Below are 24,887 nucleotides of genomic sequence, written 5' to 3'. Positions count from 1 at the left end.
GGAATCGGGGTCAGACCACCATTGTTTAAGTCAGTAAAAAGCTTGCGCTCATTGTTTCTTTCGCTATTCCTAGCGCCTCAAGCTTCCTCAATTTTCCGGTGAATCTCGATTAGGTCCGGAAGAAATCTCAGACAATGCCCTGTAAAAAACTCTCGGGATTTATTGATCCGATATTTATCAAACAAACAGTGCAAAGCCTGCTCTAGTTTTGAATAGTTTGTGGTTTCAAGCTGGCTTAAAATCGTGAAACGAAAAGGCACTCCCGTCGTATAGAGCTGGGTGATTCGCTTGTCGACCGACCCGGTTGTTATCCCGATCTTGACGATCTCGACTTGCTCGGCGGTATAAAGGCCGGTGGAGAGCACGTACAACGTCCCGATATCCGCCTCTAGCTTGGCAAGATCCTCCCCCTCGATGAAATCATCAGCCTTTATGTCTACTGAAGCGGCGTCAGCTAAAAGAGTCATTAGGTGAGGCTTACGACTTTTATCTGCCGCAATGTCTGAGGCGCCTCTACAGGCCAGGTAGATCCTGGCAAGAACCGCATGATCCACATCCTTGTAGTTACCAGCAGCAACGTTTTTTAAATGACTTGGAGTGCCGACGTACTGAGGATACCCAGACTTCACAACCTCTCGGATTTGTTGGGGGGTCAATCCATCAGGTTGCCGCCGAAGAATCTCCCGCACTACATCGGTGAAGCTGAGTTCGCTCTGCATGTTCAACCCTGAAAAATGCTGCCTTCTGTTAATGGTACCAGCGAAGGAAATTGGAAGGGAATTGGGGTCACCGCCATTTTTTAAAATGTGGTCTGCCCCCAATTTTCCACAATTTTCCCACCGATTTGAACGCCGGATTCTTGATGGTGAAACAGGGGAAAACGTCGAAGAAGCTGCGCCTACGCCTGGAAGACGAAGGCGTAGTGTCAGGTCTCAGCGCCTTTATCAATGACCTTCAGGAGCGCCGCAACATCAACGGCATCAAAACTTCAACGCTCATCACCAATACATCTGGCTTGCGGATGAGCCAGCAGATGCTTCGCAACCGCTGGGATGAAGCCAGGGAGAATGCCGCGAACAAAGCCGGTGCAGATGGCGACTCCGCTCTGGCGGCACTGATCCGCCAATTCCAGTTCAAGGACATCCGCCCGAAAGCTGCCAGTGAGATCGAGCTGGGACACGCTAGTCGCTTGCTTGGTCACTCCACTGAGGAGATGACGAAGAAAGTCTGCCGTCGAGTTGGTGAAATTGTTAAACCCACGAAATAACTCAAAACCCAAAAAACTTTGTCAAAGCGGAAGTCAGCACCCCGGCACCAACCTGCGCGGGAATTTCCCATGCAGGAGTGCCGGCTTTGGATATCATATTTCCGAGCCACGCACGTACACCGGGGCCAAAGTTCCTTTCAGTAAGTTCGCCGCTGGAGCTGTCGCCTTTGATGGCAACTTGCAAATCTGCAACATCCGCATCCGCTACGTTGTATTTCTTCAACTCACGAATTAAAGAATCTACATTTTTCGCACCAACCTGCGTACTGTTATGCGACGCTTGATTCCCCTCACCGATGGCTAGACTGATGTTCGCACCATCTCCAAAAACCGCACCCTTAAACATTTCACTAAGCCCCTCTACTTTCGAGATAGTCTTCATATCATCTCCACCTTCTTCCCCAGGGAGCACGTGTTCAAGGTTTAACAAAAAGTCCAACAACCGTGACCTTGCCTCATTTAAAATCTGGCCAAAACACCCGGCAGGAGGCCTCCCCCAAGCGCTTGAGATCCCGAAAGACTTTTCTATTCCTTGCCTCAAATATGGGTACAGGCGATGATCAATATTAACTATTAGGTCATCAGGCTTCCTTGAAAACTCTTCTATCACCGCGATACTTTGCGTGTGCCGGACGACTAAAAACTTTTCCATCATCTCTTCAGACATACCGCCAACTGGCAACTTGTAATTAGTATAACGTTTAACTCCATTCTCAACGTTTCCATAAGGCGTTAAATTGGAGACGCGATATCCAGGAAGATTGCCATCATCTCCGTAACCTTGTATTTCATCCTTCACCCACTTCGCGAAATCTTTATTATTCAGTTTGTGAGCAATAACTTGAGCTTTAAAAAAACATTAGCCAGTGGCTGATTAGCGTCACTAAGAATTTCGATTGCTTCATCGACTAGCTTCATGAGTTCCTCAAACTATAATTATTGCAGCGCCGCAGCCTGGGTCCATCGCAGCACTTTCTAAGGCCATCATGCGAGCCATCACGCACTCAAATCAAGACCTGAATCGTCCACCATCAAAGCTTCGCCCACCTTGCATCTGATTGCGCGGTTGCGTACGAATTTGCAACATAGAAGCGTCTAGTTACGGAACGAATCGCAAAAGTTGCGGAACGCTTGCTAAATCGCAGGCAATAAAAAACCCCGTAGACCATTGATCTACGGGGCTTTAAGAGTGGAGGCCGAGGTCGGAATCGAACCGGCGTAGGTGGATTTGCAATCCACTGCATAACCATTTTGCTACTCGGCCTCAAACGATCAATGCCCTGGTTGCTGACATTCACCGCATAAAAACTTGAGTGGGCTATAAAGCCATGCCTCTACTCTAACTCATTGAATACATTGAAGTTTTTAATGCTTCGTTGCGTTCGATGGGCGCCATTATGTACTCATTTGCCAATGGCTGCAACCCCTTGATTTCAAAAATATTTCGCATTGGCATCAAGGGGTTGCGTGCCTGCCCTACTCCTTGATGCGCTGCGTCTGGTACTGCGGGTCGGCCTTGATCTGGGCGTCGGTGAACGGCAGTGGGCGCAGTTTTTTCTCGGAGAAGGCTTGGGTCTGGTCCTTGGCGTATTTCGATGCGGGGTTGCTGGACAGGGAGAACGTCAGTACGCCTTGGGCACGGGGGCCCTGGTCGTCGAAGGTGACGATTTGCAGGTAGCTGCTGCCGCTGACCACTTCGCGCTTGCCATCGGCACGGGGCACGGTTTGCATGGCGTTGTAGATCCCCAGTTCCTGGGGGCCGCCGTGGATCGGGGTTTGGCCGGAGACTTGGACATCACCCCATTTGCTAGCGACCGTGAGGCCGAGCTTGGCGACGTCGGCGGTGGAGGCCAGCATGGCTTCACGCAACGCCTTGGCGACGGGCGCACGGTCGATGGCCAGGCCACGCGGTGTAGTCAGGGGTTGGGACGGGTCGAACGCCACGCGCCAGGCGTCAGGGATTTGCTCCAGCTGTTCCACCAGGTTGATGAAGTGCACCAGCCCCAGGCCGCTGTCGAGGTTGGCGTGCCGGTCCCAGTCGTTGAGGCTGGTGCACAGTGGTTTGAGCGCAGCCGCGTCGGTGCCCAGGTGTTTGGCGCAGAACGCCAGCAAATCCGGCATGACTTGGCCGGCCAGGTACACCTCGTTGTCCATCACCATGTTTTGCAGGTCGGCAACGCTGATCGGTTGTTTTTCCAGGGAGTTAAGGCGTTGCAGGGCAAATCGGGCGCGCGGGCCCAGGCCGATATGGTCCTGGCTGATCACGGGTGAAAAGCCCGTCAGCGGCGCCTTGGGGTTGACCATCCAGGCCGAATCGTTGGAGTGCTGCACGTAGTCGCTGCGCTCCAGTTGCGGCAGTTGATCGGCCGGGAAGATACCGGCCTGGGCTGCGTGGGGGTCGACGTCCCAGGCGCAGGCGCTGTGGGCGCCGTCGAGCATGATCATTTGCAGGCCGGCACGCGGGTCGCTGCATTGGGCGAGCTTGGCCGCGCTGACGTTGGGCACCACCGACAAGTTCATGTACAGACTCTGGCCCTGGTCATCGGCAGCCAGGGTGTTCACCCACGGAATACCTTGCAGGGTGTGCACTGACGTTTGCAGCGCTTTAAGGCTGCCGGCGCGGTTCATCGCGTACCACTGTTGCAGGACGCGGTCGTTGCCGAGGTTGGCGTCGCGCAGGCTGAAGGCGTAGTGGCTGTCCCAGTCCAGTTTGCCGGGCCATTGCACGACGGGGCCGAACTGCGAGCTGTACACCGGATGAACCACGGGTTTGACGCTGCCGTCCGCCTGCTTGACCTGCACCGTCACCGAGGTTTTTTCCAGGGGGATGGATTTGCCATCGAGCATATAGCGCGTCGGGTCCTTCGGATCCAGCGTGAGGCGGTACAAGGTGAAGTGCTTGGACGTGTCGACCGTATGGGTCCACGCCACATGCTGGTTAAAGCCAATATTGACCACCGGCAGGCCCGGCAACGCGGCGCCCATCACATCCAGTTGGCCTGGAATGGTCAGGTGCATCTCATAGAAGCGCATGCCACCGACCCACGGAAAATGCGGGTTGGCCAGCAACATGCCGCGCCCATTGAACGAACGATCACGGCCCACCGCCACGGCGTTACTGCCACGATCCAGGGTGAAACGCTGCTGGTTGGCGGACGCCAGTTCAAACGCCTTGGCAGTAGGCTGCACGCTGGCCGTGGTTTGCGGCGGCGCTGCGCCCACCAGCGCTTCAGCGAATTGGCCGACACCGCCCTCCACCAGCAGCCTGCGGGTCAACTTCACCAGATCTTCAGCCACCAGCGGCCTTACCCACGCAGCCTGACACTGGGCAGGGGCGCCCTGCTCTTTCAGATAGCGGTTATAGCCGGCGACGTACCCTTCAATACGGTCTTTTATCTCAGGGGTCTGGGCTTTCCAGAAGGCCGCCACCGTCTCCGGGGTATTCAGCCAGGTGAAGAACACATCACTGGCCAGATTGTTGCGTTCTTCCAGGGTCGACTGATCGGGGCCGAAAAACTTTGCCCGCTCGCCATTCACCGTGACCACCTCATTGGCCAGCAGGCACAGGTTGTCCTGGGCATAGGCGTAACCGATGCCGAACCCCAGGCCACGCTCATCGCTGGCCAGGATATGCGGCACCCCATAACTGGTACGGCGGATATCCGCCGACGCCTGCGTCACCTGCTCGCGCGCCGATGCGGCCAGGCTCAACCCCAGCAACAACCCTGCGACACCTACCCTGGACAACCCGTTGGAAATAATCACGCAGACTCCACAGTCAAATTGAACACCCTCACCGGGGGCAGTTACCCTACCGTAAGAACGCATAAAACCGGGAGAAATTTAGCCGCGAGGCAGCTTTATCTGAAGGACGTGGGTTGTGACAAACCCGACACTGACGAAATTTCTACATCCAACACTTCATGATTTTGCTCGCTCGTTCGTCTTATTAGATAAGAGCGCCATCATTTTCCTGATCAGGCTCTGATAAGGAGTTTTTGCATGTACAACCCGCAAGTGCCCACGGACGGACATTCATCGGTTGCCGACGTCAGTTTTGGCGGCGGCACGCAAGCGTTCGGCAAAGCGCCCGAACAGCAAGGCAACCAGCGTATTCGCCATTTGCTCAAGTGTTTCGGTTTGCGCACCAGCCTGATTCGGCTGAAGGTCATCGACGCCCTGCTCACCGCTGCCGACAACCAGCGCACCCTTGGGGTACGCGGCGTGCACAGCCATTTGCTGGAGCTGGGCATCCCGTTGTCGTTTCTCAGCGTGCGCGAAGTGCTCAAGCGCCTGTGCAGCGAGGGCGTGATCACCCTCAATACCGATAAGAGCTACAGCCTCCATGAAGAGGCTGCCAAGGTGCTCGAAGGGCGGGCCTGAAGTCAGCGCTTCACGCCCCGGCCTTGATGTTTAGAGCTTGACCTTGCGGCGCATGATGCCGTTGATCACCACCACGATCACCGCGACGGCAATGGCGATGGTCTGGAACGTTTTCTCACTGATGACCCCGGTGTTCTGCAAGTAGGACAGACCAAACATCGTCCCCAGTACAGCCAGGGCAATCAGAAGCGAATATTTCAAACGTTGCTTTTGCGTCATGACGGGTTCCTGAACCTTAAGAATGTAGCCGGACCGAAGTCGGCAGCGCCTCATATTACAGACGATGAATCGCTTTGGCTCGTACGACGTCTCCCGAGTGGCCGCGTTGCAGCCCGGTGCCGGGTTGAGCGCACAGCTCAACCAGCCAATCCACAAACACGCGCACCCGCTGCGACAACTGGCGATGCGGCGGGTACAGCGCGGTCAACGCCATGGGCGGCACCGGCAACTGCGGCAGCACTTCCACCAGGGAGCCCTCGGCCAGCCGCTGCTTGGCGTGATAGTACGGCGCCTGGATCAGCCCATACCCCGCTTCGCAGGCGCAGAAATAACCGTCGGCACTGTTGACCGCAACCACCTTGGACAGGTTGACCGGACGCAACTGCGCGCCCAGTAGAAACTCCAACCCAAACCGTTTGCCGCTCGCGCTGGAGACGTACTCGACCATCTGATGCTGCTCCAGGTCTTCCAAGGTTTCGGGCACGCCCCTGCGTTCAAGGTACGCAGGGCTGGCCAGGGTGACTTGATCCATCATCGCCAGCGGTCGCGCCACCAGGGATTCGTCCAGCGCCAGACCGCCACGCAGCACACAGTCCACGCCTTCGCGAATCAGGTCCACCGGGCGGTCGTTCAGGCCAATTTCCAAGTCGATCTGCGGATACCGGGCGGTAAACGTCGGCAAGGCCGGGATGACAAGGTAGCGGCCGATACCCGCCGGCATATCGATGCTCAAGGTGCCGCGCGGGTTTTGGCGTTGGGTGGAGAACACCGCTTCGGTTTCCTCCAGGTCCGTCAGCAACTGCACGCACCGCCGGTAATACGCCGCGCCGTCCAGGGTCGGGCTGACCTGGCGTGTGGTGCGCTGCAACAATTGCACCCCCAGGTGCGCCTCCAGTTGCTTGATCAGCACGGTCACCGAGGCGCGAGGCAGTTGCAGGCTGTCGGCGGCCTTGGCGAAGCCGCCCAGCTCGACGATCCGGGTGAACACGCGCATGGCGTTGAAACGGTCCAAAGGGCACGTCCTGTGTGGATTATTTAGATATTACGAACAGTGATAGTGGTTTTAGCCTGTTTATCCCGATTTTGTCGAGAGTAACAATGGACCCCTTCATCAACAGGAGCTGAACCCATGCACACTCGTCAACTCGGCAAAAACGGCCCACGCGTCTCCGCCATCGGCCTCGGCTGCATGGGCATGACTGACTTTTACACACCCGACAGCGACACCACCGAAGCCACCGCCACCCTGCACCGCGCCCTAGAGCTGGGGGTCAATTTCCTCGACACCGCCGACATGTACGGCCCTCACAGCAACGAGCAACTGATCGGCAAGGCCATCGCCGGCAAGCGCGACCAGGTGTTCCTGGCCAGCAAATTCGGGATCGTCCGCGATCCGGCGAACCCTGCCCTGCGCGGCGTCAACGGCCGCCCCGAATACATTCGCGATGCCATCAACGGCACCTTGCAACGCCTCGGCGTAGACACCCTGGACCTGTACTACCAGCACCGCATCGACCCGCAGGTGGCCATCGAAGAAACCGTCGGCGCCATGGCGGATCTGGTCAAAGAGGGCAAGGTGCGTTATCTGGGCCTGAGCGAAGCATCAGCCGCCACGCTGGAACGGGCGCACAAGGTTCACCCCATCAGCGCGCTGCAAAGTGAATACTCGCTGTGGAGCCGCGATCAGGAGTACAACGGCTGCCTCGCCGCCTGCCAACGCCTGGGCATTGCGTTTGTGCCCTACAGCCCGCTGGGGCGTGGTTTTCTCACCGGCGCGCTGAAACGCCCTGAAGACTTCGCTGCCGATGACTATCGCCGCACCAATCCGCGCTTCCAGGGCGAGAACTTCGCCAAGAACCTGGAGCTGGTCAAGCAGGTCCAGGCGCTCGCGGCTGACAAAGGCGTGACCACGGGGCAACTGGCACTGGCCTGGGTGTTGGCGCAGGGCGAGTACATCGTGCCGATCCCCGGCACCAAGCAGCGCAAATACCTGGAAGAGAATGTGGCGGCAGTATCAATCGCCCTCACCGCGCTGGAGTTGGCGGCGCTGGAGACGATCTTTCCGGCCGATGCAACTGCCGGCCTGCGCTACCCCGCCGAGGTCATGGCGATGCTGGATATCTGACGATGGGGGCGCCGTCCGGCGGCGCCTTCATTTTCTTGCACGAGCGTACCTAAAGCTGCGCATTGTCAGGCCGATAGCCCTACGAAGCTCTAAAAAAGCCGCGTCGATAATAAACGCTTCGTAAGGACGGCCCCATGCCCCCACTGCGCTCTATCCAAGCCCGCTATACCCTGTTTCTGGTGTTGTTCGTCCTGGTGTTGTTCGTGTTGACCGTCGTGGGCATCGGCCAGTTGGTCGCGCCCAAGCTGCGACAGACCGAAGAACAGGTGGTGCTCAACCGCATCAGTGAGGTGGCCGAACAGATCCAGGGCGAACTGAACAAGGTTCAGGCCCAGCAACGCACTATCACCCAAACCATTCCGCTGCTCGACAGCGACGCCATCGACAAGGTCCTGCCGGGCCTGGTCGACCAATATGGCGAGCTGAAAGTATTCGGCGGCGGCATCTGGCCGCTGCCCAACCAGCGCACGCCGGGGCGCAACAAACACAGCACGTTCTGGCACCGCGATGCGTCGGGCAAGCTGGCGGTGAACACCTTCTGGAACAGCGACCCCGCGCCCAACTATTACGACCAGAGCTGGTACAAGGGCGGCCTCGCTTCGCCACGCGGGCAATGCGCCTGGGCGGCAGCCTACAAGGACGACGCCAGCCAGGAGCCGCGCACCAACTGCGCCATGGCGATCCAGCGTGACGGCGCCGCCTATGGCGTGGCCACCATCGACGTGACCCTGGGCTTCTTCAATGACCTGGTCGCCAGCAAGGAAAAAGACATCGGCGGGCAAATGCTGATCGTCGAAGGCGACGGCAAGATCATCAGCAACAGTTCGCGCCTGAGCAGCCCGGTAGTGTTGAAGAACATCAGCGAACTGACCGCCACCTCGGCATTTGCCACCCAGGTCAGCAAAGCCCTGGCTCATCGCGACCAGGCGCTGCAACGCAGCGAGTTCGACAACGGCGGCGTCGCCAGCACTTTCTATATGCGCCCCATCGAAGGCACGCCGTGGTTCCTCGCCACTGCCCTGCCCACTTCGCTGATCACCGCCCAGCGCGATGACGTGCTTGGCAGCCTGGCGCTGGTGCAGATCCCGATGGTGCTGTTGCTGGTGTTGCTGGCCGCGTATGCGATCCGCCAACTGGTGCAGCGCATGAAGACCCTGAAAGCCAACATCGACGCACTCTCCGCCGGCGATGCCGACCTCACGCGGCGTATGACTATCCGCGCCGAAGACGAGTTGGGCGCCATCGGTCATTCGGTGAACCGGTTTATCGTCTACCTGCAAAACATGATCGGCGAGGTGACCCAGGCCACCGGCGCCATGTCCTCAGGGCTTGAGCAACTGCAACGGACCTCGGCCCACACCAACCAGATCCTGGTGCGTCACGCCTCGGAAACCGACCAGACCGTCACTGCGATCACCGAGATGAGTTCCACCGCCGACAACGTGGCGCAAAACGCTGCGGAGACGGCCTCGTTCACCCAGCGTGCGAATGAACATGCCGACCGCTCCCGCGTGGTGGTTGGCGAAGCGTCGACCAGCGTCAGCGCTTTGATCGGCGAAGTTGCCAGCGCCACCCACACCGTGGAAAACATGCGCCAGGACGCCGCACGCATCACCGAAACCCTCGGCGTGATCGGCGCCATTGCCGGCCAGACCAACCTGTTGGCCCTCAACGCCGCGATTGAAGCGGCGCGGGCCGGCGAGCAAGGCCGCGGCTTTGCCGTGGTAGCCGACGAAGTACGCGCCCTGGCCGCGCGCACCCAGGCCAGCACCTCGCAGATCAACGAAATGCTGGCCCGCCTGACGGCCGGTGTGAGTTCGTCGGTCGCGGCCATGGAAAACACCCAGGCCAGTTGCCAATCGGCGGCGGATGCCACGGCGCGGGTAAACACCGGGCTGGATGAAATGGCCGGTTCCGTCAGCCATATCAACAACCTCAGCACCCAGATCGCCACGGCCGCCGAGCAGCAAAGCGCGGTGACCGAAGAGATCAACCGCAGCATGGTGCAGATCCGACACATGGTCGAAGAGCTGGTGCAAAGCGGCCACGCCACTGAAACCAATACCCAGAGCCTGCTGGACGCCAATGGCCGGGTGATCGCCTTGATGAGCCGCTTTAAAGTGCGTTGAACAATTCTCTGAATGCTCCCGTGCAAAGCGCGGGAGTCGGACTATTCTGACAGCTCCAAGTGTTAGCCCCCGCCACACAGGAGGTGTGCCATGCGCGCTGTCGAGCAGTCGGTCCGCTTGGAACGGATCAGTCAGGAACGCTTTATCCAGGCCCCCATTGATGCCGTCTACGACTATGTGACCCAGCCGGATCGCTGGCACGAATGGCACCCCACCTCCCTGCGCGCCGACACCGGCACCACCGGTTCACTCCCCGCCGGCGCACGCTTTACCGAAATGATCGACTTGCTGGGTGTACGCGTCCCCATGAGCTACCGCGTGCAGATCGCCCAGCGTCCAAGCGAGTTCAAGGCCGTGTTCACGTCCCTGGCCGTCGATGGCTCCATCCACTACTTCCTCCAGCCGTTTCGCGACGGCACGCTGTTCAAGCGCGTCCTGACCTATGAGACCGAATTGCAATTGGCCAGCCTGCATGAGCGCATGATCGAGCTTTCGGCCAAGGCGCTGGACCGGCTCAAGCTGCGGCTGGAAAACGCCGACTCTGTATAACTTTGAAACATTACAACGACGTCCCCGCGAGAAAAGCGCGGAGAATGCCCGGCTTACTGCCTGGTATCGGACGAAAACCTGATGAAAACCTCATTGCGATTGGCCCTGCTTTCAGCCCTGTTCACCACGACCCTGGCCCAGGCCGCTGACTTGATCCCCATCGACGTGCACCGTGACGCCAACTGCGGTTGCTGCAAAAAGTGGATCAGCCATCTGCAAAGCAACGGCTTCAAGGTCAACGACCATGTCGAAGCCGACATGAGCGCCGTCAAGCAACGGTTGGGCGTGGCGCCGCGCCTGGGCTCCTGCCACACCGCCGTGATCGACGGCAAATTTGTCGAGGGCCATGTGCCCGCCGAGCAAGTGCTGGCCTTGCGCAAGCGCGACGACCTGCTGGGCATCGCCGCACCGGGCATGCCGATGGGATCGCCCGGCATGGAAGTGGACGGACGCAGCGAGGCCTATCAGGTCATCGGCCTGACCCGGGACGGCAAGGATGTGGTGGTGGCTGACTACCCGGCGCACTGATCGGTGCTGATGGGTTACTTCGGGCTGTTCGTCGCCGCCTTTGGTGCGGCGACCCTGCTGCCATTGCAATCGGAAGCGGTGCTGGTGGGCCTGTTGGTCAGCGGGCATTACAGCCTGGGGTGGCTGCTGGGCATCGCCACCCTGGGCAATGTGCTCGGTTCGCTGGTCAACTGGTGGTTGGGGCGCTGGGTCGAACACTTCAAAGGGCGACGCTGGTTTCCGGTCAGTGATCGGCAACTGGAAAAAGCCCGCACCCATTACCAGCGCTGGGGGCACTGGACGCTGTTGCTCAGTTGGGTGCCGATCATCGGCGACCCGCTGACGCTGGTGGCCGGGGTGATGCGTGAGCCGCTGTGGCGGTTTGTGCTGCTGGTGACACTCGCCAAAGGCCTGCGCTATGGGGTGCTGGCCGCCGCGACCTTGCACTGGGTGTTAATCCCCACTTAATCCCTCGCTAAGAGCATCCGGGCAACCTTTGTGGAGCCCCGCCCATGCCTCTATTCCGTGCTTTTTGCATCGCCGGCCTGCTGACGGCCAGCACCGCCCCCGCGCTCGCGGCCACCTACGGCCCCGAGCTGCAAGGCTTCCAGTACCCCTATCCGCTGGAGCATTTCCAATTCCAATCCCAAGGCGAATCCCTGCAAATGGGCTACATGGACGTGCCGGCAAAAGGCACCGCCAATGGTCGCGCCGTGGTGTTGATGCATGGCAAAAACTTCTGCGGTGCCACCTGGGAAAGTTCGATCAAGGCCTTGAGCGACGCCGGCTACCGCGTGATCGCCCCGGACCAGATCGGCTTTTGCAGCTCCAGCAAACCCGAGCACTACCAGTACAGCTTCCAGCAATTGGCGCTCAACACCCATCAACTGCTGGAAAAACTCGGCATTCAAAAAGCCACCCTCCTCGGCCACTCCACCGGCGGCATGCTCGCCACCCGTTACGCGCTGATGTACCCCGAACAGACCGAGCAACTGGCGCTGGTCAACCCCATCGGCCTGGAAGACTGGAAAGCCCTCGGCGTGCCCGCGCTCAGCGTCGACCAGTGGTACGCCCGTGAACTTAACGTCAGCGCCGAGGGGGTTCGCAAGTATCAGCTCAACACTTATTACGTCGGCCGCTGGAAGCCGGAGTACGAGCGCTGGGTGGACATGTACGCCGGTCTGAGCAACGGCCCGGGACATACGCGGGTCGCATGGAACTCGGCGTTGATTTACGACATGATCTTCACCCAGTATGCGGCAATGCCGGTTCGACCATATCCGCCAAACGCATATCAGGTAATTCATCACAAATCAACTAAAAGTGAAGATTTTACTTGACAGATAATCATTCTCATGAGAGAATAAGCAAATGAGAGAACAAAAGTTTTATCACTGTTTCTCTTCCCAAATCGCCCTCTTTGATCGCGTAGTCTCCAGTGTCGCAATCATACTCATGGTGATCGTTTACGCGATTGGACGATGCAACTACCCACCGCTTTAAAGCTAGGGTCAAAACTGCCCACCATCTTTCCAAGTCGCCTGCATTCGCCAGCGATATACACCGCCAGAAATTAGAACAGAGTCCACAATCCTCATTGCTGGCTCACTTGTTCCCCAAACTTTCCCTTCGCAATGTCTGTCTCAAGATAGGCATGGTGTGGTCTCCGCCCAGTAGACTGCGAAACACTGGCAACTACTTCTTATCAAACTAAATTCCGACGACACATTGGCGTCGTAATGTCATGTCTCCTATATATGACCTTTAGAGGTGGCTTCGGCCACTTCTTTTTTCCCTGTTTACGAATTCTCACAAGAGGCCAATTAATGAAAGTACTAGAAAAAGCAACTTCCCTCCTACAAAGGTGCGCTACTTGCGGCAAACCGATTATTACCAGCTACATGTTGATGAAACCACGTTATTGTTCTCATGCTCACTACATGCGAGCGTGGCGATTGAAGCAGAAAGCGAAGAAAGCAGAACAAGTAGCAGCGTAACACCCCCGCTAGACACTCCGCCATTACAACACAGAACCCTAACACACCTACCAAAGGAATCTAAGAACATGAAAAAGTATGATTTGAGTACGACCCGTAAAGTCGTAGCCTCTGAAAAAACCGACTACATCAAAGCCGCGATTGAGTTTGCCCGCAACTCACCCGCCCCAGTATATGAAGGTAGTCGCCAGCCAACCCGCTCTGTCCTCTTTACAGTGCTGACGCCATACGAAGGCATGACCAAGTACGCCAAACTGGCTAGCGAGGGCTGGGAACTCGACATTAACTTCAAGTACCAAATGGCTAAACTCAGTGACCGCTCGCCCCTCCAGTTTGCCGCGCTAGCACCCCACGACTACTTTGACGAACATCTAATGCCAATCATCGCCATGAGTGCAGAATCAGCGTACGAACGCGAAGTGGCCGAGCATAATAAACTAGTTGCCCGTGGCAAGGCTGACGCCCAACACCGCGAAGTGATCAAGGCTCGTATCATCGCTGAGAGAGAAGCGGAGTTGAACGCCGAAGTTGATCGACAAATTAGAGGTAACAAGCAGCGTCCAAACTATGAAGCCCTGATGAACAGTGGCTTTACTGACGCTTAATCACATCGCAGACGAACAAGAGGCTAAGTGCCTCTTTTCGCTTTTTAGGAGATTCGTATGGTAAACGAAGAGGTAGCCCGCCTAACAGGTAAACTGATTTTCAACGTGCAGGGACTTCAAACCCTTGCCAACTTCCAGAAGAAACTACAGTCAGCCCAGACTAAAGTTAACGGACTCGCAATGGCAGTTAGCAAACTGCATACCGCACTGGCAAGGACTTTGAAAATCAAAGTAGACGCAAGTCAGGTGGACAAGTCTAAGGCCAAGCTTGAAAGTGCAATCAAGCGGCAGGCTCAAGCCGAAGCAGCCCTGAGTAATCAGTGCCGCAAAACGTTCGCCGCTGAGATCACCCAATCTAAGCTGAGGTATGCCGGGACCAAGGCTCAGGCCCAGCTCAACACAGCAGCCCTCGCCAGCCAAAAGCAAGGCGCCATCTTGGCAGCCAAGGCAGCAGCAAGCGCTACCGCAGGCGGAGCCGCCACCAAGAGCCAACTGGCAAGCCAGAACGCTATCACGGCCTCCGTGGCCCGCCAGACCCGATTGCAAGCTATCCAACAGAAGCTAGCCGCCAACACCCAGAGAGCGGCAAACGCGCACCTCGCCAGCCAAGGTAAGTTGCAAAGGATTCAGCAGCAGATTAACCACGGCCAGCAGCAAGCTCACCTTCGCGCCCAACGTGCCGCCACCCAACAAGCGGCAGCTCAGCAGACAGCCGCCAACAAGTCCCAGAACTCCCAACAGAGTGCAGGACGTTACCAGATGGCCCAGCAGCGCCACGCTGCATGGCAAGCTCGACAGAACGCCCCACGCCCAACACCGGGCGGCGGAATTGGTGGTAGTGGTATCGGTGGTGTTCTCGCCCTGGGCGGGATGATCGGCGGAATCGGGATTGCAGTGTCCGCCCTGAATGGCCTGATTGGTAAACTCGGGGAGCGCGTCGAAGAGCGGAAAGAAAACGTTAAGGGTGCAGAAGCCTTTAACTCAAACTTCACCGCTATCAGTCGTGATCCAGCCCAGCAAAAAATGTGGCGAGACGAGTACATCAAGGCCGCTAATGATAGTGGCACCAATATCGACAATGACAGTGCTAAAGATTTTCGTAACTTCGTGATGGCCCAACTTGCCTACGGCAAGAAGCCCGACGGAATTATGAAAGACTACAAACTTCGTCAACAGGTATTCGCTATCAGTGGTGCAAGCAAGGACGATGCGAAGGAGTTGAACAAGCAACTTGGTCAGATGGCAAGCGACGGCACAGGCAATAAGCAAGACTACGATATTATCAACGACCGCATGCCGATGATGGCCCCATATCTGGCCCGTGCTTACGGAGAGGAAAAGGGAATCAAAGACCCACTCAAAGCGCGTCAAGCTCTTAACAAAGGCTTGAAGGGCGGTGATGGCGTCAAATACAGTTGGTATGAACGCGCCTTCCAACTGATGGCCGAGGAAAACCAAGGGATGCTTGAGGACCGTAAGAAGACAGTAACTTACACTCAAGCTCAAGCAGATAACCAGAAGTACCTAAACGACAACTCGGTCAACACTGACGCAAACCTCAGCGAAGTGATGAAGGACAACGTTAAGGCTTGGCAAGATGTTAATACGGACCTTGAGTCTACCCGTGTGGCACTCAAAGGTTTTGACGAAGGTCTGACCAATGCCCAGACAAGTCTACTTAGGTTTATGTTCGGACGTAACATGGATGGTAGTAAGAAGTCTGACGCTCAACAAATGGCTGACCGTATGACTACGGCAGACATGCCGGCTCCTGTAAACCTGTTCGACACTCCTGAGTATCAGAAAATTGATCCAATCGGTAATCGAAGCAAAGGCTTCTACGACAATTTCCTAGACAAAATCTTTGGAGTTACAGAGCGTAACGCCCAAGCTCGTAAAGACCGTGACATGTCTCTTGGCGATCAGTACAAACTTCCTCAGATCGACGTCTCTGGCTTGATGCCTAAAGCTGGTTTGGATAAAGGTTTGAATTCTGACACAAGCAGCCCTTTAAGCCGTATCGCTGACTTGTCTAACCAGTTCAAAGTCATGCAAGACGTGATGACCACAAACGGGAGTGCAGCCGCAGTAATGCAAGGCGCCACTAACGTCCAGCAAACTGTCTCCCCAAGCTACAACTTCGATGTAACTATTGCGGGGAGTGCTACCGAGAAAGATGGCCAGCAGTTCATGGACTACGTTAAAACAGAAGTTGGACGCATGGAGAGCAAGTTACCGGGTATCGCCGAGGACTCTATCAGAGGCATGCTTGGTAACGCCCGCTCTCAACAAGCCGAACGCTAACAGCCAAAAACGAAAGAGGCTTATAGGACTGCAATCCCATACGCCTCTCCCTTACAACTAACAGCTCCAAGGAACCCCCTCCTAAATGTCAAGCTTCACCTTCCACTACACACCTCTTCAAGTTTTGAGAGACGTTATCGTCTATTGCGTTCTAGCCATCTGCCTAATTATGACAATTGGTGCAGCTGATCGAGAGAAGTATAACGCTCACCAAACAGCAATTGAGTTGAGACGCGCCCAAGACTATACAGATAGCCAAGTGCTGCAATCACGCATGGCAATGCTCGACATTGTTACAGGACTTAGCACCAGCACCAAGCTTTTAACACAGATCACATGCCTAAGTTCTGGCGCTCAATGTTCTGATACTACACCAGAAAAGCCAGCCCTACTTAAATACACACCACCCAACACAACTACGGAGAACCCGCCCAATGCTCAGTAACAAAAGAGTTGATTACGCCGCAGAACGCTACAGCTTTGAAATGAAACTTCTCAACACTTCCTACTCCAGTTTCTTAGCCTTGTGTAAAGACTTGAAAGAATCGGGAAGTGCCAAGGGCGATAGACTTTATGCAGCCCTCACCACCCAGTACAGCTTACTTAAAGATTCTGGCTCCCTTGCCAAACTCGAAACAGTGACACGCTTCACAATCCAAGTACGTGAAGCAGCATACGCAATCAGCGAACTACTTAGAAAAGGAACCAAATGATGATCAACCAAGTTATCAGCCCAAACGCCTACACCATGTCCGACCCAGTTACAGGCGAAACATACCTGACCCAAGCCACTGCCACATTACTAGCCTTGGCTGGCGATATTGAACACTTGCCAACATACCGCGCGCTCGCCCTTGATGCAGAGCAGTGGCACTTAGTAGACGCCACGGACGTGCTGGAGACTCTTTACTACGACGCCCTAGAGCAAGTGCCAACCGGCGACCACAGCGCCCTAGAAGCAGCTATGGACGCTCTGACACACCAAGTCGGTATTGTCCTGCACCACCTCGCACAGTGACGCCCATCCACACATTCAGCACGGAGAAAGAACTATGAAGTACGCCCAGATCACCCAAGCCTACGACCGATATGAGGCCGCCTACCACTACCTAGAAGCTACCTTCGGTATTCACGTACCGTATATGTACCCAGACTTAGTTGGCTACACCGTGCAATGTGCGGAAGGCAGCGTGCCAGAACACCTATTCAAGCGTGACGCCAAAGTCATGTACTACATGCACTAATCAGCTGGAGATTCCACAATGAGCAAGACATACGACCCTATCGCAATCGAGGCACTACGCGAAACCTTGGGAATAACTGACCTTTACGCCGGGGAGGTTATCTTCCAGATTCTCCAAGCTGGCGAAGCCGTGACAGTTGAGTCTGTCAAGAAGGCCAAGGCCAATGTGAGTGTGCAGAAGAATATAAAACCCGAAACACCCCTAGAAGCCACTAGCCGAATTTTGCGACAGAAGTATGGAAGTTGACAAAACAGCAAACCCGCCTTAGATGGTTCTTGCTTTAATTAAAAACTCTCAGCAATCGCAATTCGCAAGAGTAAATAATACAGCTACTTTTAGTCTATCTAACTCAAGGGGGTAGACATGTGAGAATTCCGTGAGACAATATTTATACAAGCAGGAAATAAACTTTTTGTGTTGACGCAATGTTAGCACCGCTCCTGTCAATACCCCCCGGAACACCCCCAAGCAAAAACACCCTCACACCATTAAATGGAGAATTTCCTATGTCCGTTCTTAACAAGCGCCCACGTGGCGGAGCATCCAAGACATGCACATGCCGTCATTGCGGCCAAGACTTCCTAGTTCACAGGTTGAAACCCTTCTGTTCCAGCGCCTGCAAATTCGCCTACGCGACCAGTAACACCCAAGTACACACCCCTTCCGCAATCCCAAGAGGAGCAAACACCGATGACCACCAGAACCACCACGCCAACTGTTAAGAAGAACACCCGCAAAGCGAACACCTGCAAGGCCACCAACTGCCGCAAGCAGGCCACAGTGAAATACTGCTCCACAGCGTGTAGAGTCGCTACCCACCGCAAGGCCGATAAAAAGAAGTCACCTAGAGTAGTCAAGACAGCGATTGATTATATGGATGGCAGCTTCTGGACCAAGCTTTGCAACCACCTTGGCCGTGCCGGTACAGTGCAGGCATCACCTTACAATGCAGGTGAGTACCTAGCCCTGAGCAAGTTGGACAAGCAATGCGCAGCATTCAACGGTGACGCTGGCCGTGTTTACGAACTCAGCCACATCCTCCCGGCCTCCAAGGGAGGGTTCTTCAACCTCGCCAATCTGGTCATCGCTCCAACCTCCATGAACCGTGCCCACGGCAGCACACACTTCGGATTCGGTGAAGGCGCAGACATGACAGAGGCCGACCCGCGCTTTCTGATCACCCCCACCACGCCACACGAGACAATCAAGCAATTGCTGATCGAACTCCACGGCGAAGCGTTCATGCTAAAAGAAGCCAAGGCCGTCAAGCCAGTGAAGTCCACCCGCAAAGCCGACCTGACTCAAGTGCTGATGATGTTCAACCCGTGCAATGACACACACGCCGATCTACTCAAGAGCGTTGAATTCATCAACGGTCTAACTGGTCGCCAGATGAAACAAGCGCTTGAGATCATCAAGGGCGAGAGCACAATGCCAATCTACTTCGCCCCAGCAGCGCCCCTGGCTGACGTGCTTGCCTCCGAGCTTGGCCGCATGACCAAGTATCGCCCAGAGTTCGCAACCATCGCTGACAGCCTCACAGCAGCTTTGGCGACCCAGAAGCACGCGCCTCAATCATTGTTCACCAGCGAGCACGGGAAGACATTGTTCAACCTGCTCCACGGCAAAACTCTGGTGCAATCGACCATCGAAAAGCTGATCCTCGAAAACACGCTGGTATTCCGCGTTCGTTACGGTACAGGCTTCGACTTCCACACCATCGAAGAACACCAAGGGTTCTGGATGCAGGACCACGCCGGCAGAGTGATGCTCACATCGAAGTGGGAAGTTGCTCAGGCCGCAACCTGCCAAGAGTCACCATTCTGACGCGCAACACGCCCCACAGGTAGGAGTACGAGTGTTACGCTTACTCTGCCCTCCAAGCCACGCCCCATAAGGCTTTCAGCCATTTTCCAGTGCAGATTTTGTGCACAGCACAATGGGTGCCCCCTCGTCCTGCGGACAAACGGCACTTGACAAACCTAAAAATACCGTAGAAAAGCCTTGACAAAAAGACTTTATGCTATAAGCTGACGCTTGTCGTCGGCTTAGGCTCCGAAGGCATTGCCCCTGCGGAGCAACGGTATACGCACCACCGCCGCCAGTCCTGACACCCAGCCTTTACACACGACCGTCACTACAAAACGAAAGCCTCTGATCTTGACTTTGCTTGAAGTGAGCGCCAGCGAATGCCCTTCCCTGTCGTCTACGACAGAGAGTTATACATCCAAGTATTTATATGTAATTAGTTTTTTATGATTTTTTGTTATAACGTGATGACACCCCCCGGAGAAGATTCTCCCAATCGGTACGATTGAAGGGTAATCAACCAAAGAGCGTTAGCTCTTAGCAGTAATACACTTCAAAACGTCCTTTTACAGCACATATTAACCTCAAAAAACACCCTCGAAACCACCACCATATGCCTTTTAGTAACTTTTTATAAAGATTTTATAAGCGCTTGGTTATAAGAGTTTCTTTCACCATACGAATGGTGGTTTTACGTCTGCCGCAGGGCAATCCCTTGAAAGCCCCGTCCTGTATGGCCTACAGCCATGAGTGAGGATTCATAAAAGGGCGATTTGTCCAGTTGAGCCAGTTTCGGGTTTCCCTGGCGTGCTAAGCCGGACGCTTTCTCTCTCTCCAATAATAGTTTTGAAAATCCGAGAAACGGAGCGTTAGCCCCGACGAACGGCCAAGCTCAGCCCGTGAAAACTCGTTTCTTCGACCTTGCTAACCCGCCTCCCTGAACTAGCCTCGATTCAGTCGCTGGTGTGGCGACGCACTACCAAGGAGCTGATATGCCGACGAGATACCGTGATGCGGTCACTGGTGAATACGTGACTAAGGAAGAAGCCGAGAAGAGGCCAAGGGAGACGGTAAAGGAAAAAGACAAGCCGCCACCCAAGAAGCCCTCGGGCGGCAAGAAGAAAAAGTAGCTCAAGCGCGGGAGGGCCCTGCCTTCCCATCCCATCTAATTAACAGAATGGTATTGTGTAAATAAGCCAAGCCACAGAAACACTGGACGTACCCGCTATCGCCATGATCTAATTAACACATCGTGCAAATCTGATACGGAGTGTTAACTAGGATGAACATCGTAGAAGCGGTCAAGACAGAAGGCGAAGCAGAAACCATCTCCCGCAAGCTGACCAAGAATGCGAGAGGCAACACCCTGTATGCAGACATCTGGCGTTTTGGCGTGAACACCGCTCTCCGTATCAGCGACTTGCTCAGCCTGACCTTTGAAGACGTTCAAGGTGACAAGCTGGTAATCAAGGAAGGCAAGACCGGCAAGATTCGCTCAATCGACTTGAACAGTTCTGCCAAAGCAATCGTATCGCGCAGGAAGGTGGCTCACACCTCGCATACGTTCCTGTTCGAAGTAGACAGCAATCGTGCAAAGGGCAAGGCCGTAAGTCGTGTGGCCGTGGCTAACGCCTTCAAGGCCGTTGGTGATGAGATGAGCCTTCAACTGGGCACCCACTCAATGCGTAAGACTCGCGGCTGGCTGATGTACAACGGCGGCGTTTCAATTGAAAAGATTTGCAAGGTGCTGAACCACTCAAGCCCTGCCGTCACAATGGCGTACATCGGCATCACCCAAGCCGAAGTGGACGCGACCTACCATGAATTCGTGTTCTAACGGCCTGCTGAGTGCATGAGCCTGGAAGGTTTGCCAGCCCCTGTAGCCAGCCTACAGGTGAGCACGCCATGAGGTAGGAGCCCAAGTGTAACGCACGTATCCGCCCCAACCCCACGTATTACGTGGCCTCCAGCCACATTACAATGCAGATTTCTTGCAAGATTCCAACCCTCCAGCCGTTGGCTACCACGTATCACCCAGCCCATGCGACAGCATGACAGGCCACGTCTCTGTGTGCGGAGCCACACGTCTCGCTCCCTTCCAAGGTTGATCCTTTCAAGCGTGCCCACCCTCAAGGGTACGTGCCAACCCAGTGTTACCCGGCAACATCACCCAACACCACAACACTCTCCCCAGCCGCATCCCACGCAGTTGATAACCACTCTCGTTATTTTGAGATTAGTCAGCTTTTCCTTTGGCATGCTCGCGAGTCATTGAGTACCCCTCGCTTGAAACCGGCTTTGCCGGGGGAGCTTGCGACCATCATGGCTTTTCCAAACCAGAAATCAAGTGAGCATCAAAGTTGCTCGACCCTCGCGGCGCGGGATTTGGGTTATGCCTGAGAAATGCTCCATAAAACTAGCCCCCGCAATGAAAGCAGGCTGATACTTTTAGCAGAGTTGTTTGTAGAAAAAGGCAGCTAGGGCACCAGCGGCCAATACGTAAGGTGCTACAAGATCAAGCGTTTCCCTATGTGCCACCCAAGCATTTAACCTATACTTTAGTTCGATCCAAAGAAGAAGCATAAAGTCTCTGCGCTTCCAATTTTCGTTATAGTTGTTAAGGTCGATAAGCCTTGAGACGTGCTGCGGCCCGTCCTCCCCATGCACCTCCACAGAAGGGTACACAATAACACGCTTGAACAATCCCGTTCTTCTATACACTACGCTTATTAAGCCCGGCTCATCGCCACCATAAACATCCACAGCCTTTTCTAGCAGCCCCCCAACTTCCTCTGAATACTCTGAGTAGTAATACACAGCCCTATCGCTCATCAATTTACTAGACCACTGCTCAACAAGTTTGTCTCGGTAGGTTTCGGAATATGCGTAGTAACGCAAAATGCTGTAGAAAATGCCTGCGATCAGAAGCCATTTCAGGTTTTCATGATCGGTAAACTCGATTTTGAAGATTAGGCTGTTAGCCTCTTTTATGTCGGCACCGCTTACTACAATTGCAATGAGCAAGATAGAGAGCAAGAACAAGTTTCGTCTTTTGTTCTTGAATCCATCATCAGCATCCATTGCTTTCCTAAAGTCTTCTGCGCTCATCGTTGCTAATCGTCCAGTAGTAATTATAGGCATGTTGCCTGCATTTTTTGACAGCTCTCAGGTCGCAGAGCTTAACCCAGCCGCTACTCTTTCCTTTATACGCTTAAACTTACTCCAGACACTGAGTTAGAAAGTCCGCCTATGCACGCCAATATCCTACCCCCGCCAGCCCGTAACGGTTTTGAACGTAATATATTTCGTTAGTTGGTCCTCTAAAGTATGGAGGTCTTTATCAAAGTCCGAACGAGCGTTAACGCTACTTTCGTGCATTATGCGCCTGGCGTCATCGCACACGTTGGGTGTAGCACCAGAGGCTGCATCCTCATACGCCTGAATCTTACTCCCATGGCCCATGATTCTCATCAGAGTATCGTAAACTCCATCATCCTTATCAAACAAGAACTTTGCCTCCCGGCAGCCTTTAACGAAGTCTCTGGATTTTTCTTTCATGTCTTCATCCGTTTTTCCGTAGGACGCAAAGTAGTATTCGACAGTTACTAAGAAGATGTTGAATCGCTTGTTGTACAAGTCTAACTTAACCTTAGCACTTGCGATTTTCATCTGTGTGTAGCCGACAACGAAGGTAGCGATACTCACCATCGCAGCTGCAATACTGAGGTAGAACGTCACATTGGTGTAGATGGGGATACTGACTACGGTACTAACTACGTCTGTTGCCATCTCGTCAACCCTCAGCCAAATTCAATAATAGGCGTATTTTCAAACTCAACCCTCATTGCTTCGACAATACTGGAGTTGGGCATGTCCAAGTGGTGTCTCCAAATTCGCTTTAAACACCTTACCTTGCAACACAGACATAACATCAACTTTCACGCTGTTCCTCTTACGTGGTGTTTGCCTCTCTACAGGGAGTTTCAATAACACACCTTCATGAGTTACCATCTTGTGCACATCCTCTGCCCGCCCCCACCCCTGGTAAGTGAAAATCCCAACGGGGGTGTGTATCGTCCTGTCCAAGTTGCAAACAATTCTGTAGCCGACAGATTGCAGCAAGGCGTTAGCCTTCATTGGGTCTTTCATTATCTCCGCACTGTTGAGGATTTTCTCTTTGACTGTCGCCTGCTCATGGCTCAGTGCTTTCTTCTCACCTTCCAAAGAGAGTTTTTCAGCTTTGAGCGCTCGCAAGGCCAAGATCAACTCTTCAACGTCATCAACCTCAGCGACAGCCCTAGCAACCTTGGCAATCTTGACGCTCAACTCAGATAACAGCCCGTCGATCACAACCTCTCTTTTCATGCTCTCCGTCAGCACTTGCCCCTGCAATGCCTTTGAGATGTGGTCCCAGCAAGACAGTTGGAACGCGACACCGATCACAGCTTCCGGGATTCCCTTACTGTTAGGGCACGCTGTAGAGCCTCTACGGGCACGGCTGGAGCATTCCATGACGGGCGGTGGCGGGTTGGCCTTGTTCTTGTAGCTTTTCGTGTTGAAATTCTTTCCACACTCACCACAGACGACAAGCCCTGTGTACTTGTGTTTTGTTGGTGCTGCGCGCTCTACGTAACCCTCAGACAAACGCTTTTGCACCCTGTAGAACAGATCAGGTTCAACAACTTGGGGGTACACATTTGGTATGCCTTGCCATTCTCCTATGGCCGTTTTGTTCTTCATCCACCGCTTGACGGTGCTAGGTGCCATCTTGATAAAACAGTCATGCTTATCACCACCAGCCTCTAGGATGCGTTCGTAGATTCGACGTTCTCCCAACCCTGCCGCGTAGTCCTCAAAAGCCTGCTTGATGAATGGTGCAATTTCCCTCAGCAACTCACCCTCTGAGGTAAGCCAGACAGGCGTGTACCTCTTGGGAATCACCCCGTTGGCCGCTAACACATTCCTGCTCTTATAGCTGGCCTTCATCCTGTCACTAAGGGACTGTGAATAGTTGAAGGCGGCTTGCACCTTTCCAACAAGGATGTAGTAGTTACCGCCCCGCAGAGATTCCTGTGTGTACATTAAATTGTCATCGAGAGTGACCAAGGCCACACCACTATTCAGAATCTTAATAAGGATTTCCGACATGATGCCTGGTTCCATCCGCCCTGCTCGGTCAATCGCTTCAACCAAAACAGCATCGCCCGGCTTAATGGCGCCTTGCTCGATAGCCTCTAGGAGCTTGCCAAACCCGTTCTTGAGGTGCTGCCCACTACGCCCACTGATACCCAAGTCACGGAACGTCAGCGTTCTGTTGAGCGTGTAGGATGGGTTACGCTCGGCCCAAGCATCAAGCATCGCCTCTTGCCTCTCAAGGCTTGAGCCTTTAGCTTGCTTGCCTGTACTAAACCTGATGTAGCTATAGGCCGTGGCCATTACGTGGTGCCTGCAAATGCTGAGGTGTAGAGACATTATGAGTTCTTCCCCATAGTGCCGCAAGCTTCACCCAGCCGGTGTACTACGAGTTCAAGAACCTGCAGATGCCCACCCTGTTGCTGATCGGCACGGCTGACAACACCGCCATCGGCAAGGATGTCGCGCCGCCAGCCGTCAAGGCCACGCTGGGCAACTACGCGTTGCTGGGCAAAAACGTGGCCAAGCTGATTCCCCACGCAACGCTGGTGGAGTTTCCCGGCCTGGGCCACGCGCCGCAGATGGAAGAACCGGCGAAGTTTCACCAGGCGCTGTT

The 24,887-nt window shown here is 54.8% G+C and carries 24 protein-coding genes, 1 tRNA gene and 4 pseudogenes; 20 read left to right on the top strand and 9 right to left on the bottom strand.

The window, feature by feature from the left end:
- Positions 1 to 77: 77 nt before the first annotated feature.
- On the bottom strand, positions 78 to 719 hold the full coding sequence (locus IQK56_RS31180; RefSeq protein WP_246500230.1) for a GIY-YIG nuclease family protein: 642 nt from the start codon (positions 717 to 719) through the stop codon (positions 78 to 80).
- A 143-nt stretch (positions 720 to 862) separates the two neighbouring features.
- Between IQK56_RS31180 and IQK56_RS14535 the strand changes: the two genes are divergently transcribed.
- Positions 863 to 1,267, top strand: a complete 405-nt coding sequence (locus tag IQK56_RS14535; protein ID WP_425274566.1) for a site-specific integrase — start codon at positions 863 to 865, stop codon at positions 1,265 to 1,267.
- Position 1,268: 1 nt separating this feature from the next.
- Here the strand turns inward: IQK56_RS14535 and IQK56_RS14530 are convergent.
- From IQK56_RS14530 to pvdQ, 3 genes and pseudogenes are all read right to left on the bottom strand, one after another.
- Positions 1,269 to 2,108 (bottom strand): annotated as a pseudogene (locus IQK56_RS14530) (AbiTii domain-containing protein); the annotation flags it as partial.
- A gap of 349 nt (positions 2,109 to 2,457) precedes the next feature.
- Positions 2,458 to 2,531 (bottom strand) — tRNA-Cys (locus IQK56_RS14525).
- Between the two features lie 212 nt (positions 2,532 to 2,743).
- Positions 2,744 to 5,032, bottom strand: a complete 2,289-nt coding sequence (gene pvdQ / locus IQK56_RS14520) for a bifunctional acylase PvdQ (protein WP_193901741.1) — start codon at positions 5,030 to 5,032, stop codon at positions 2,744 to 2,746.
- Positions 5,033 to 5,269: 237 nt separating this feature from the next.
- Here pvdQ and IQK56_RS14515 point away from each other — a divergent pair, with 237 nt between their 5' ends.
- Positions 5,270 to 5,650, top strand: a complete 381-nt coding sequence (locus IQK56_RS14515) for a fe2+ zn2+ uptake regulation protein (RefSeq protein ID WP_150676991.1) — start codon at positions 5,270 to 5,272, stop codon at positions 5,648 to 5,650.
- Positions 5,651 to 5,680: 30 nt separating this feature from the next.
- Here the strand turns inward: IQK56_RS14515 and IQK56_RS14510 are convergent, their stop codons facing one another.
- On the bottom strand, positions 5,681 to 5,869 hold the full coding sequence (locus IQK56_RS14510) for a hypothetical protein (RefSeq protein WP_099585282.1): 189 nt from the start codon (positions 5,867 to 5,869) through the stop codon (positions 5,681 to 5,683).
- A 55-nt stretch (positions 5,870 to 5,924) separates the two neighbouring features.
- A complete protein-coding gene (locus IQK56_RS14505) occupies positions 5,925 to 6,881 on the bottom strand; it encodes a LysR family transcriptional regulator (protein ID WP_193862998.1) in 957 nt (318 codons plus the stop codon).
- Between the two features lie 117 nt (positions 6,882 to 6,998).
- Between IQK56_RS14505 and IQK56_RS14500 the strand changes: the two genes are divergently transcribed.
- The 17 genes and pseudogenes from IQK56_RS14500 (at position 6,999) to IQK56_RS14425 (ending at position 20,975) form a co-directional block, all read left to right on the top strand.
- The gene (locus IQK56_RS14500) at positions 6,999 to 7,994 is read left to right on the top strand and encodes an aldo/keto reductase (protein WP_193863000.1); all 996 of its coding nucleotides are present in this window, start codon (positions 6,999 to 7,001) and stop codon (positions 7,992 to 7,994) included.
- 134 nt (positions 7,995 to 8,128) lie between these two features.
- Positions 8,129 to 9,262: pseudogene (locus tag IQK56_RS31790) on the top strand (HAMP domain-containing protein); the annotation flags it as partial.
- Between the two features lie 15 nt (positions 9,263 to 9,277).
- The gene (locus IQK56_RS31785) at positions 9,278 to 10,123 is read left to right on the top strand and encodes a methyl-accepting chemotaxis protein (RefSeq protein WP_425274650.1); all 846 of its coding nucleotides are present in this window, start codon (positions 9,278 to 9,280) and stop codon (positions 10,121 to 10,123) included.
- Between the two features lie 90 nt (positions 10,124 to 10,213).
- Positions 10,214 to 10,672: an SRPBCC family protein gene (locus tag IQK56_RS14490; protein WP_122307729.1), complete on the top strand. Its 459-nt coding sequence runs from the start codon at positions 10,214 to 10,216 to the stop codon at positions 10,670 to 10,672.
- Positions 10,673 to 10,753: 81 nt separating this feature from the next.
- Entirely contained in the window at positions 10,754 to 11,200 is a 447-nt protein-coding gene (locus tag IQK56_RS14485) for a DUF411 domain-containing protein (protein WP_193863004.1), read from the top strand.
- A gap of 3 nt (positions 11,201 to 11,203) precedes the next feature.
- Positions 11,204 to 11,647: a VTT domain-containing protein gene (locus tag IQK56_RS14480; RefSeq protein ID WP_150761316.1), complete on the top strand. Its 444-nt coding sequence runs from the start codon at positions 11,204 to 11,206 to the stop codon at positions 11,645 to 11,647.
- Positions 11,648 to 11,691: 44 nt separating this feature from the next.
- A pseudogene (locus IQK56_RS14475) lies at positions 11,692 to 12,432 on the top strand (alpha/beta fold hydrolase); the annotation flags it as partial.
- 812 nt (positions 12,433 to 13,244) lie between these two features.
- Entirely contained in the window at positions 13,245 to 13,781 is a 537-nt protein-coding gene (locus tag IQK56_RS14470; protein ID WP_193863006.1) for a hypothetical protein, read from the top strand.
- A 57-nt stretch (positions 13,782 to 13,838) separates the two neighbouring features.
- A complete protein-coding gene (locus tag IQK56_RS14465) occupies positions 13,839 to 16,085 on the top strand; it encodes a hypothetical protein (RefSeq protein WP_193863008.1) in 2,247 nt (748 codons plus the stop codon).
- Positions 16,086 to 16,170: 85 nt separating this feature from the next.
- Positions 16,171 to 16,530, top strand: a complete 360-nt coding sequence (locus IQK56_RS14460) for a hypothetical protein (RefSeq protein ID WP_193863010.1) — start codon at positions 16,171 to 16,173, stop codon at positions 16,528 to 16,530.
- Positions 16,520 to 16,798 (top strand): hypothetical protein, encoded by a 279-nt coding sequence (locus tag IQK56_RS14455; protein ID WP_193863012.1) that lies wholly within the window; start codon positions 16,520 to 16,522, stop codon positions 16,796 to 16,798. Before IQK56_RS14460 ends, IQK56_RS14455 begins: the two co-directional genes overlap by 11 nt.
- Positions 16,795 to 17,103, top strand: a complete 309-nt coding sequence (locus IQK56_RS14450) for a hypothetical protein (RefSeq protein WP_193863014.1) — start codon at positions 16,795 to 16,797, stop codon at positions 17,101 to 17,103. The genes IQK56_RS14455 and IQK56_RS14450 overlap by 4 nt, the downstream gene beginning before the upstream one ends.
- 34 nt (positions 17,104 to 17,137) lie before the next feature.
- On the top strand, positions 17,138 to 17,329 hold the full coding sequence (locus tag IQK56_RS14445) for a hypothetical protein (RefSeq protein ID WP_193863016.1): 192 nt from the start codon (positions 17,138 to 17,140) through the stop codon (positions 17,327 to 17,329).
- A gap of 18 nt (positions 17,330 to 17,347) precedes the next feature.
- Entirely contained in the window at positions 17,348 to 17,575 is a 228-nt protein-coding gene (locus IQK56_RS14440) for a hypothetical protein (RefSeq protein ID WP_193863018.1), read from the top strand.
- A gap of 444 nt (positions 17,576 to 18,019) precedes the next feature.
- Entirely contained in the window at positions 18,020 to 19,156 is a 1,137-nt protein-coding gene (locus IQK56_RS14435) for a hypothetical protein (protein WP_193901740.1), read from the top strand.
- Between the two features lie 974 nt (positions 19,157 to 20,130).
- Positions 20,131 to 20,268, top strand: a complete 138-nt coding sequence (locus tag IQK56_RS14430; protein WP_193863022.1) for a multidrug transporter — start codon at positions 20,131 to 20,133, stop codon at positions 20,266 to 20,268.
- Between the two features lie 152 nt (positions 20,269 to 20,420).
- The gene (locus tag IQK56_RS14425) at positions 20,421 to 20,975 is read left to right on the top strand and encodes a tyrosine-type recombinase/integrase (RefSeq protein WP_193863030.1); all 555 of its coding nucleotides are present in this window, start codon (positions 20,421 to 20,423) and stop codon (positions 20,973 to 20,975) included.
- Positions 20,976 to 21,586: 611 nt separating this feature from the next.
- Here the strand turns inward: IQK56_RS14425 and IQK56_RS14420 are convergent.
- The 3 genes from IQK56_RS14420 to IQK56_RS14410 all read right to left on the bottom strand — a co-directional run bounded on the left by IQK56_RS14420 (position 21,587) and on the right by IQK56_RS14410 (position 24,574).
- The gene (locus tag IQK56_RS14420; RefSeq protein WP_193863032.1) at positions 21,587 to 22,246 is read right to left on the bottom strand and encodes a hypothetical protein; all 660 of its coding nucleotides are present in this window, start codon (positions 22,244 to 22,246) and stop codon (positions 21,587 to 21,589) included.
- 156 nt (positions 22,247 to 22,402) lie between these two features.
- Positions 22,403 to 22,927 carry a hypothetical protein gene (locus tag IQK56_RS14415; protein ID WP_193863034.1) on the bottom strand — a complete coding sequence of 175 codons (525 nt, stop codon included), beginning with the start codon at positions 22,925 to 22,927 and terminating at the stop codon, positions 22,403 to 22,405.
- 45 nt (positions 22,928 to 22,972) lie between these two features.
- Complete coding sequence (locus IQK56_RS14410; protein ID WP_193863036.1) at positions 22,973 to 24,574, bottom strand: recombinase family protein; 1,602 nt, start codon at positions 24,572 to 24,574, stop codon at positions 22,973 to 22,975.
- 65 nt (positions 24,575 to 24,639) lie between these two features.
- On the opposite strand from IQK56_RS14410, the pseudogene IQK56_RS14405 reads away from it, so the two are divergent.
- Positions 24,640 to 24,887: pseudogene (locus IQK56_RS14405) on the top strand (alpha/beta fold hydrolase); the annotation flags it as partial.

It is taken from the genome of Pseudomonas cyclaminis, from assembly GCF_015163715.1.
In the GTDB taxonomy this organism is placed as follows: Bacteria; Pseudomonadota; Gammaproteobacteria; order Pseudomonadales; family Pseudomonadaceae; genus Aquipseudomonas; species Aquipseudomonas cyclaminis.
Note: the sequence above shows the minus strand (reverse complement) of the source record. Positions and strands in the feature narration are given on the sequence as shown.

Coding starts and splice junctions, on each gene's coding strand:
- IQK56_RS14500 (WP_193863000.1), top strand. CDS start 6,999: ATGCACACTCGTCAACTCGGCAAAAACGGCCCACGCGTCTCCGCCATC.
- IQK56_RS14485 (WP_193863004.1), top strand. CDS start 10,754: ATGAAAACCTCATTGCGATTGGCCCTGCTTTCAGCCCTGTTCACCACG.
- IQK56_RS14450 (WP_193863014.1), top strand. CDS start 16,795: ATGATGATCAACCAAGTTATCAGCCCAAACGCCTACACCATGTCCGAC.
- IQK56_RS14430 (WP_193863022.1), top strand. CDS start 20,131: ATGCCGACGAGATACCGTGATGCGGTCACTGGTGAATACGTGACTAAG.
- IQK56_RS14465 (WP_193863008.1), top strand. CDS start 13,839: ATGGTAAACGAAGAGGTAGCCCGCCTAACAGGTAAACTGATTTTCAAC.
- IQK56_RS14410 (WP_193863036.1), bottom strand. CDS start 24,574: ATGGCCACGGCCTATAGCTACATCAGGTTTAGTACAGGCAAGCAAGCT.
- IQK56_RS14535 (WP_425274566.1), top strand. CDS start 863: ATGGTGAAACAGGGGAAAACGTCGAAGAAGCTGCGCCTACGCCTGGAA.
- IQK56_RS14515 (WP_150676991.1), top strand. CDS start 5,270: ATGTACAACCCGCAAGTGCCCACGGACGGACATTCATCGGTTGCCGAC.
- IQK56_RS14460 (WP_193863010.1), top strand. CDS start 16,171: ATGTCAAGCTTCACCTTCCACTACACACCTCTTCAAGTTTTGAGAGAC.
- IQK56_RS31785 (WP_425274650.1), top strand. CDS start 9,278: ATGATCGGCGAGGTGACCCAGGCCACCGGCGCCATGTCCTCAGGGCTT.
- IQK56_RS14425 (WP_193863030.1), top strand. CDS start 20,421: ATGAACATCGTAGAAGCGGTCAAGACAGAAGGCGAAGCAGAAACCATC.
- IQK56_RS14445 (WP_193863016.1), top strand. CDS start 17,138: ATGAAGTACGCCCAGATCACCCAAGCCTACGACCGATATGAGGCCGCC.
- IQK56_RS14455 (WP_193863012.1), top strand. CDS start 16,520: ATGCTCAGTAACAAAAGAGTTGATTACGCCGCAGAACGCTACAGCTTT.
- IQK56_RS14510 (WP_099585282.1), bottom strand. CDS start 5,869: ATGACGCAAAAGCAACGTTTGAAATATTCGCTTCTGATTGCCCTGGCT.
- IQK56_RS14490 (WP_122307729.1), top strand. CDS start 10,214: ATGCGCGCTGTCGAGCAGTCGGTCCGCTTGGAACGGATCAGTCAGGAA.
- IQK56_RS14470 (WP_193863006.1), top strand. CDS start 13,245: ATGAAAAAGTATGATTTGAGTACGACCCGTAAAGTCGTAGCCTCTGAA.
- IQK56_RS14440 (WP_193863018.1), top strand. CDS start 17,348: ATGAGCAAGACATACGACCCTATCGCAATCGAGGCACTACGCGAAACC.
- IQK56_RS14420 (WP_193863032.1), bottom strand. CDS start 22,246: ATGAGCGCAGAAGACTTTAGGAAAGCAATGGATGCTGATGATGGATTC.
- IQK56_RS14415 (WP_193863034.1), bottom strand. CDS start 22,927: ATGGCAACAGACGTAGTTAGTACCGTAGTCAGTATCCCCATCTACACC.
- IQK56_RS14435 (WP_193901740.1), top strand. CDS start 18,020: ATGACCACCAGAACCACCACGCCAACTGTTAAGAAGAACACCCGCAAA.
- IQK56_RS31180 (WP_246500230.1), bottom strand. CDS start 719: ATGCAGAGCGAACTCAGCTTCACCGATGTAGTGCGGGAGATTCTTCGG.